The sequence below is a fragment of the Neorhizobium sp. 2083 genome, assembly GCF_031455615.1.
GTDB lineage: Bacteria > Pseudomonadota > Alphaproteobacteria > Rhizobiales > Rhizobiaceae > Neorhizobium.
The window spans coordinates 1-5,611 of record NZ_JAVDTC010000022.1; the positions used below are offsets into that span (position 1 = coordinate 1).

General features: G+C 59.0%; 5 protein-coding genes and 3 pseudogenes. 4 read left to right on the forward strand and 4 right to left on the reverse strand.

Annotated elements, in window-relative coordinates:
* Positions 1–210: 210 nt before the first annotated feature.
* Positions 211–324, reverse strand: a pseudogene (locus J2X76_RS31475) (ATP-binding protein); the annotation flags it as partial.
* 85 nt (positions 325–409) lie between these two features.
* On the opposite strand from J2X76_RS31475, the gene tnpA reads away from it, so the two are divergent.
* The 3 genes from tnpA to tnpC all read left to right on the forward strand — a co-directional run bounded on the left by tnpA (position 410) and on the right by tnpC (position 2,796).
* Positions 410–811 (forward strand): IS66-like element accessory protein TnpA, encoded by a 402-nt coding sequence (tnpA, locus tag J2X76_RS31480; RefSeq protein ID WP_310221871.1) that lies wholly within the window; start codon positions 410–412, stop codon positions 809–811.
* Positions 808–1,161: an IS66 family insertion sequence element accessory protein TnpB gene (gene tnpB, locus J2X76_RS31485; RefSeq protein ID WP_310221873.1), complete on the forward strand. Its 354-nt coding sequence runs from the start codon at positions 808–810 to the stop codon at positions 1,159–1,161. The genes tnpA and tnpB overlap by 4 nt, the downstream gene beginning before the upstream one ends.
* 69 nt (positions 1,162–1,230) lie before the next feature.
* On the forward strand, positions 1,231–2,796 hold the full coding sequence (tnpC, locus tag J2X76_RS31490; RefSeq protein WP_310221875.1) for an IS66 family transposase: 1,566 nt from the start codon (positions 1,231–1,233) through the stop codon (positions 2,794–2,796).
* A 36-nt stretch (positions 2,797–2,832) separates the two neighbouring features.
* Here the strand turns inward: tnpC and J2X76_RS31495 are convergent, their stop codons facing one another.
* Positions 2,833–3,642 (reverse strand): SDR family NAD(P)-dependent oxidoreductase, encoded by an 810-nt coding sequence (locus tag J2X76_RS31495; protein ID WP_310221877.1) that lies wholly within the window; start codon positions 3,640–3,642, stop codon positions 2,833–2,835.
* 47 nt (positions 3,643–3,689) lie between these two features.
* Here J2X76_RS31495 and J2X76_RS31500 point away from each other — a divergent pair, with 47 nt between their 5' ends.
* Positions 3,690–4,088 (forward strand): helix-turn-helix domain-containing protein, encoded by a 399-nt coding sequence (locus J2X76_RS31500; protein WP_310221878.1) that lies wholly within the window; start codon positions 3,690–3,692, stop codon positions 4,086–4,088.
* Positions 4,089–4,186: 98 nt separating this feature from the next.
* Here J2X76_RS31500 and J2X76_RS31505 read toward each other — a convergent pair.
* Positions 4,187–4,414, reverse strand: a pseudogene (locus tag J2X76_RS31505) (ATP-binding protein); the annotation flags it as partial.
* Positions 4,415–4,431: 17 nt separating this feature from the next.
* A pseudogene (locus J2X76_RS31510) lies at positions 4,432–5,486 on the reverse strand (IS3 family transposase); the annotation flags it as partial.
* Between the last annotated feature and the right edge of the window lie 125 nt (positions 5,487–5,611).

Genomic DNA, 5,611 nt, shown 5'->3' on the forward strand with positions numbered 1-5,611 from the left:
GTATAAAAATCTCACTGGGCGGCGTAAGTCCCACGGAATACCGCCGGAACCTTGGAATTGCAGCATAAACAGTCCAAGAATTTGTCCGCACCTCCCTTTTGCTTATCCATTTTTGCCCCCCCCCAGTGCTGTAGATCAGCGCTTGGCCTGCTCGGCGCTGGCCGGGGTTGCAGAGGGTAGGCCAAGTGCGGGTGATGATCGTCTTCGGCTTTAGCTTTGAGAGCGGTTCTTGAAGCGCCAGGACTCGTTTCCGGTTTCGACAATCTCGCAATGATGGGTCAGACGATCCAGAAGTGCTGTCGTCATCTTGGCATCGCCGAACACCGTAACCGGTGTTCTGCCCCCACATTGTGCGCTTTCACCTGATCTGTGATCGACATTCCATGGACCAACGGTAAGGAGTTTCTCCATGGAGACTACATTGGAGGTTCTCACGACGCGGCGAGGTCGACGTGAGACGCATCGCCACTGGCCTAATGAAGTGAAGGCGCGGATAGTTTCGGAGAGCTTGCGTCCGGGCGTGACGGTGAACGAAGTGGCGGACCGCTACGGAATAAAGGCTAATCACCTGTCGAGTTGGCGCACGTTGGCGCGGAAAGGCATGCTGCTCCTGCCGCAGCCGGAAGACGTGGTCGAATTCGCAGCCTTGATTGTCGAGCCGCCCGCGCCGATTGACGCGCCGGAACAGCCATCTACCAAATCAGTCTCCCGCGCGGAGATCGTGGTGGGTCCGGTCACGATCCGTCTTGAGGAAGGGGCATCGGCCGCCCGGATCGTTGCCGTCGCGCGTGCCTTGGCGGCGGCGACATGATCTTTCCATCGAACCGCGTGCGGATCATGGTGGCGACCAAGCCCGTGGATTTCCGGAAAGGTCATGACGGATTGGCGGCGCTGGTAAAGAATGAGCTGCACAAGGACCCTTTTACCGGAACGGTCTTCGTGTTCCGGTCTCGTAAGGCAGATCGGCTGAAGCTGATCTACTGGGATGGCTCCGGTATCGTCCTAGCCTACAAAAGGCTGGAAGAGCACACCTTTACTTGGCCCGGCATCAAGGATGGACTGATGACGCTGACGCACGCCCAGTTCGAAGCTCTGTTTGCTGGCCTCGATTGGCGGCGGGTTCATGCCGTCAGGGCGAGGTCGCCGGAAACAATCGAATAGCTGCGGCAACATGACTCAGGGCCGCAAATTCCAAAAGCAATTCAGGTCGGGATTTGGTAGGTTCTGGCCATGCTTGATACCGCCGATCTTCCCGATGACGTTACCGCCCTGAAAGCGATGTTGATTGCGGCGCAAGCACGCGAGGCGGCCAAAGACGTCCAGATCGTCCGCAAGGATGAGCGGATCGAGCGCCTGGAGAAGCTAGTCGCGGCCTTCAAGCAGGCGGCCTTCGGGCGCAAGTCCGAGAAGACTGATGCCGACCAGTTCGATCTGGCACTGGAGGACCTGGAAACAGCCATGGCAGTGATCCATGCCGAGGATGAGGCGGACGCTCCTGTCGGGAGCAGGGTCACCAAGCCACGGGCAATCAATCGCGGCTCCCTTCCAAAGCATCTTCCTCGTGTCGAAGAGGTGATCGAGCCGGAAAGCCTGGTCTGTGCCTGCGGCGGTTGTCTGCATCGTATCGGCGAGGATGTCTCCGAGCGGTTGGACGTCGTCCCGGCGCAGTTCCGCGTCATCGTTACCCGTCGGCCCAAATTTGCGTGCCGTACCTGCACCGACGGCGTCGTTCAGGCTCCGGCTCCCACTCGGCTGATCCAGGCGGGCCTGCCGACGGAAGCGACCGTTGCCCATGTTCTGGTATCCAAATATGCCGATCACCTTCCGCTCTATCGACAGGCCCAGATCATCGGCCGCCAGGGCATCGATCTCGACCGCTCCACGCTTGCCGATTGGGTCGGCCGGGCAGCGTTCGAATTGGGCCCCGTCTTCGACGCACTGATTGCCGACCTGAAGCGCTCGACCAAGCTCTTTATGGACGAGACTCGTGCTCCGGTGCTCGATCCCGGCTCGCGCAAAACCAAGACCGGATACTTCTGGGCGCTGGCGCGGGATGATCGTCCTTGGAATGGCGGTGCTCCGCCGGGCGTGGCCTTCACCTACGCTCCCGGTCGGGGAGGCATTCATGCCGAACGGATATTGCAGGGCTTCTCCGGCATCCTGCAGGTCGATGGCTATGCCGGATACAACAGACTGATCGGGCCAGACCGGATTGGCGCAAACATTCGGCTTGCGTATTGTTGGGCACATGCTCGTCGCAAGCTGGTGGAGATCACCCGGAACGGAACAGCACCCATTGCCGAGGACGGCGTCAAACGCATCGGTGAACTGTATCGGATCGAGGCCGAACTGCGAGGCCTTGATCCGGAGGCTCGCCTCGCCGGGCGACAGGGACGGTCCGCGTCACTCGTCGCCGACATGCATACGTGGCTCGTCCATCACCGTGCCGGTGTTGCGACGAAGTCCCCACTTGGCGAGGCTTTGGCCTACATCGCCAAATACTGGGATGGTTTGAAGCTCTTCCTGACCAACGGCCGGATCGAGATCGACAACAATAGTGTCGAGCGCACCATTCGGCCGATTGCCCTCAATCGCAAGAACGCGCTCTTCGCGGGGCACGATGCCGGAGCCGAGAACTGGGCAACCATCGCCTCGCTCATAGAAACCTGCAAGCTCAACGCTGTCGATCCGTTCGCCTACCTGTCCGCCACACTTGCCGCCATCGTCAACGGCCATAGACAGAGCCAGATCGACGTGCTGATGCCGTGGAATTATTCGCGGCGGACAAACGGCTAAAGTGTGCTGTCTGCTCGAAGCGGTCACCGCAAACGATCAAATCCCAGGCCACATGCCGCCGTCGAGCCTCAGGTTCGCTCCTGTGATATAGCTGGCACGCGGACTTACGAGGAAGGCGATGGCAGCGGCGATCTCCTCAAGCGTTCCAACCCTGCCCATGGGGACCTGAGCGAACATTGGCAGCACAGTTTTCTCGATTTCGGTCCATGGTGCGTCTGACGCAAGACCTTGCCCGGCGGCGACCTTTCTGAAGCCCTCGTCTAATCGGTCGCTGTGAATCGTTCCGGGCGATACCGTGTTCGCTGTAACGCCATCCATGGCAACCTCTTTTGCAAGCGATGCCGTCATCGCGATCATAGCAGCCTTGGCAGCACCATAATCAGGCCTTTTCGCAGGAGCCATCATCGCCGCCATGCTGGAGATATTGACGATTCTTCCCCATCTGGTAGCCCGCATGTTTGGCAACAGCCGAGCGGTCACCCTTACTGCCGCCAGTACGTTGCGGTCGTACCCAGATGCCCAGGTCTCCGGTCGAGTAGTGGTCCAGTCTTCAGGCTCGCCGGAGCCGCCCGCATTGTTGATCAAGATTTCGACGGGCTTAACGAAAGCCTGTGCATCATGTACGAGCGCTTCGACGTCATTGTCATTCGTCAGGTCGCCAAATACCGAATAGGCACGCCCACCCTGGGTGACGATGTCGTGGGCTACTTCTTCCGTACTGGTTTTGTTACGGCCATGGACGATGACAATAACACCCTCACGCGCCAACCCTTTGGCTATTCCTTCGCCGATACCCTTGCTGCTGCCTGTGACAAGCGCAATTTTTCCATCAAGTTTCAAATCCACCTGGCAATTCCCATGTTATTGCGATGCACCGATAAGGGGACAAGACGATGAACGAGGCAATTACGCACTTTAAGGTGCCTGTCGAACGAGAACCAAGGGAGGTTTGCCTCGGCCCTGATGGATCGGTTGCACATGTGGCCAGGGTGCTTCGGATGATCACCGGTCGTTGGAAGCTTCCCATCCTGTTTCGGCTTTTTGCCCAGCCATCCATGCGAGCATCACAGTTCATGCGAGACATCCCAGACATTTCCCAGAAAATGCTGACACAACATCTTCGGGAGTTGGAGTGCGACGGCCTTGTTGCAAGACACGACTTTGGTGAGCAGCCGCCCCGCGTCGAATACGGCCTTACGGTTGCTGGCCGTGGTCTTATGCCGGTATTAATGGCGGTGCGGGAATTTTCGCGGGACTACCCCGAAACGCCGACTGACGGTCATGGGCGCTGACGACCGCTGTTGGCGCATTGTTGCCGTCAATGTTGCAGCGATAGCTTTCGGAGCGGCCTGACGCACTTAGTCAACGTGCGAGGAAAACACCGCTTACCGAACACCGTTGGCCATTCACCGAAGGCTAGGTTTGTGGTGACGATGATTGAGGTGCGCTCGTAGAGCCTGCTGATAAGATGGAAGAGGAGCTGACCTCCGGCCTGAGCGAAGGGTAGATAGCCGAGTTCATCGAGGATGATGAAGTCGAGACGGTTGAGGTAGTCCGCCGTCCGACCCTGCTTTCCGCTGCGCGTCTCCGTTTCCAAACGATTGACGAGATCGACGATGACCTGCCACTGAACTTTCATCCGACTGCGATTAGAGCCTCGGCGGTTTTGAATACGCCAAGTGGCGCGGTGTGAGCAACCGGCGGAAACGCGAAGCTTTCATCTTGCGTAGCGTTGGAGCCGGTTGCGGCGATGGTCCCGGCATAGTCTGCCGGGGTCTGATATCCGAGCGATGAGTGCGGCCGGAAATTATTGTAATCGTCCGCCCATTCGGCAATGGCGCTTCGGGCATGATCGAGGCCGAAGAACAGGCTTTCGTTGAGCAGTTCGTCGCGCATCCGGCCGTTGAAGCTCTCAACATAGCCGTTCTGCATCGGCTTTCCCGGCGCGATGTAGTGCCACTCGACTTTGTGATCCTTCGACCACGCGAGGATGGCATTCGAGGTGAGTTCGGTGCCTTTGTCGGAGACGATCATTCCGGGCTTGCCACGTCGTTCGATCAGCGTCGTCAGCTCCCGTGCGACGCGGCGGCCGGAGATCGAGGTGTCCGGGATTGCTGCCAGGCATTCGCGCGTCACGTCATCGACGACATTGAGGATGCGGAAGCGTCTGCCGCAAGCAAACTGGTCATGGACGAAGTCTAGCGACCATCGGGCATTGGCCTTCGCTTCGACCAGAACCGGCGCACGCGTGCCGACAGCACGGCGTCTGGCTTTGCGCTTGCGGACAGAGAGACCCTCCTCGCGATAAAGACGATAGATGCGGTTTACCCCGGACAGCTCTCCCTCCCGCCGAAGCAGCACGAACAGCCGCCGGTAGCCGAAACGCCGACGCTCGTTGGCAAGGTCACGCAGCTTTGCTCGCAACTCCGTCTCCGGCGGTCGGTTCGCCTGGTAGCGGATCGTCTTGCGGTCGGCGGATATGATCTGGCAGGCCCGCCGCTCCGAAAGACCCATCACGGCCTTCAGATGCGTGACGCCTTCACGCTTGGCGGCAGGCCCTACCATTTTTTTGCAAGAAGCTCGCGGAGCGCGGCCGCATCCAGCAGTTGCTCGGCGAGCAGCTTCTTCAGTCTCGCGTTCTCGTCCTCAAGCGCCTTCAGCCGCTTGGCCTAGGACACTTCCATGCCGCCGTTGTCAATGCCGCGTGAATTTTCCCCATAAGGAGGTGCGGACAAATTCTTGGACTGTTTATGCTGCAATTCCAAGGTTCCGGCGGTATTCCGTGGGACTTACGCCGCCCAGTGAGATTTTTATA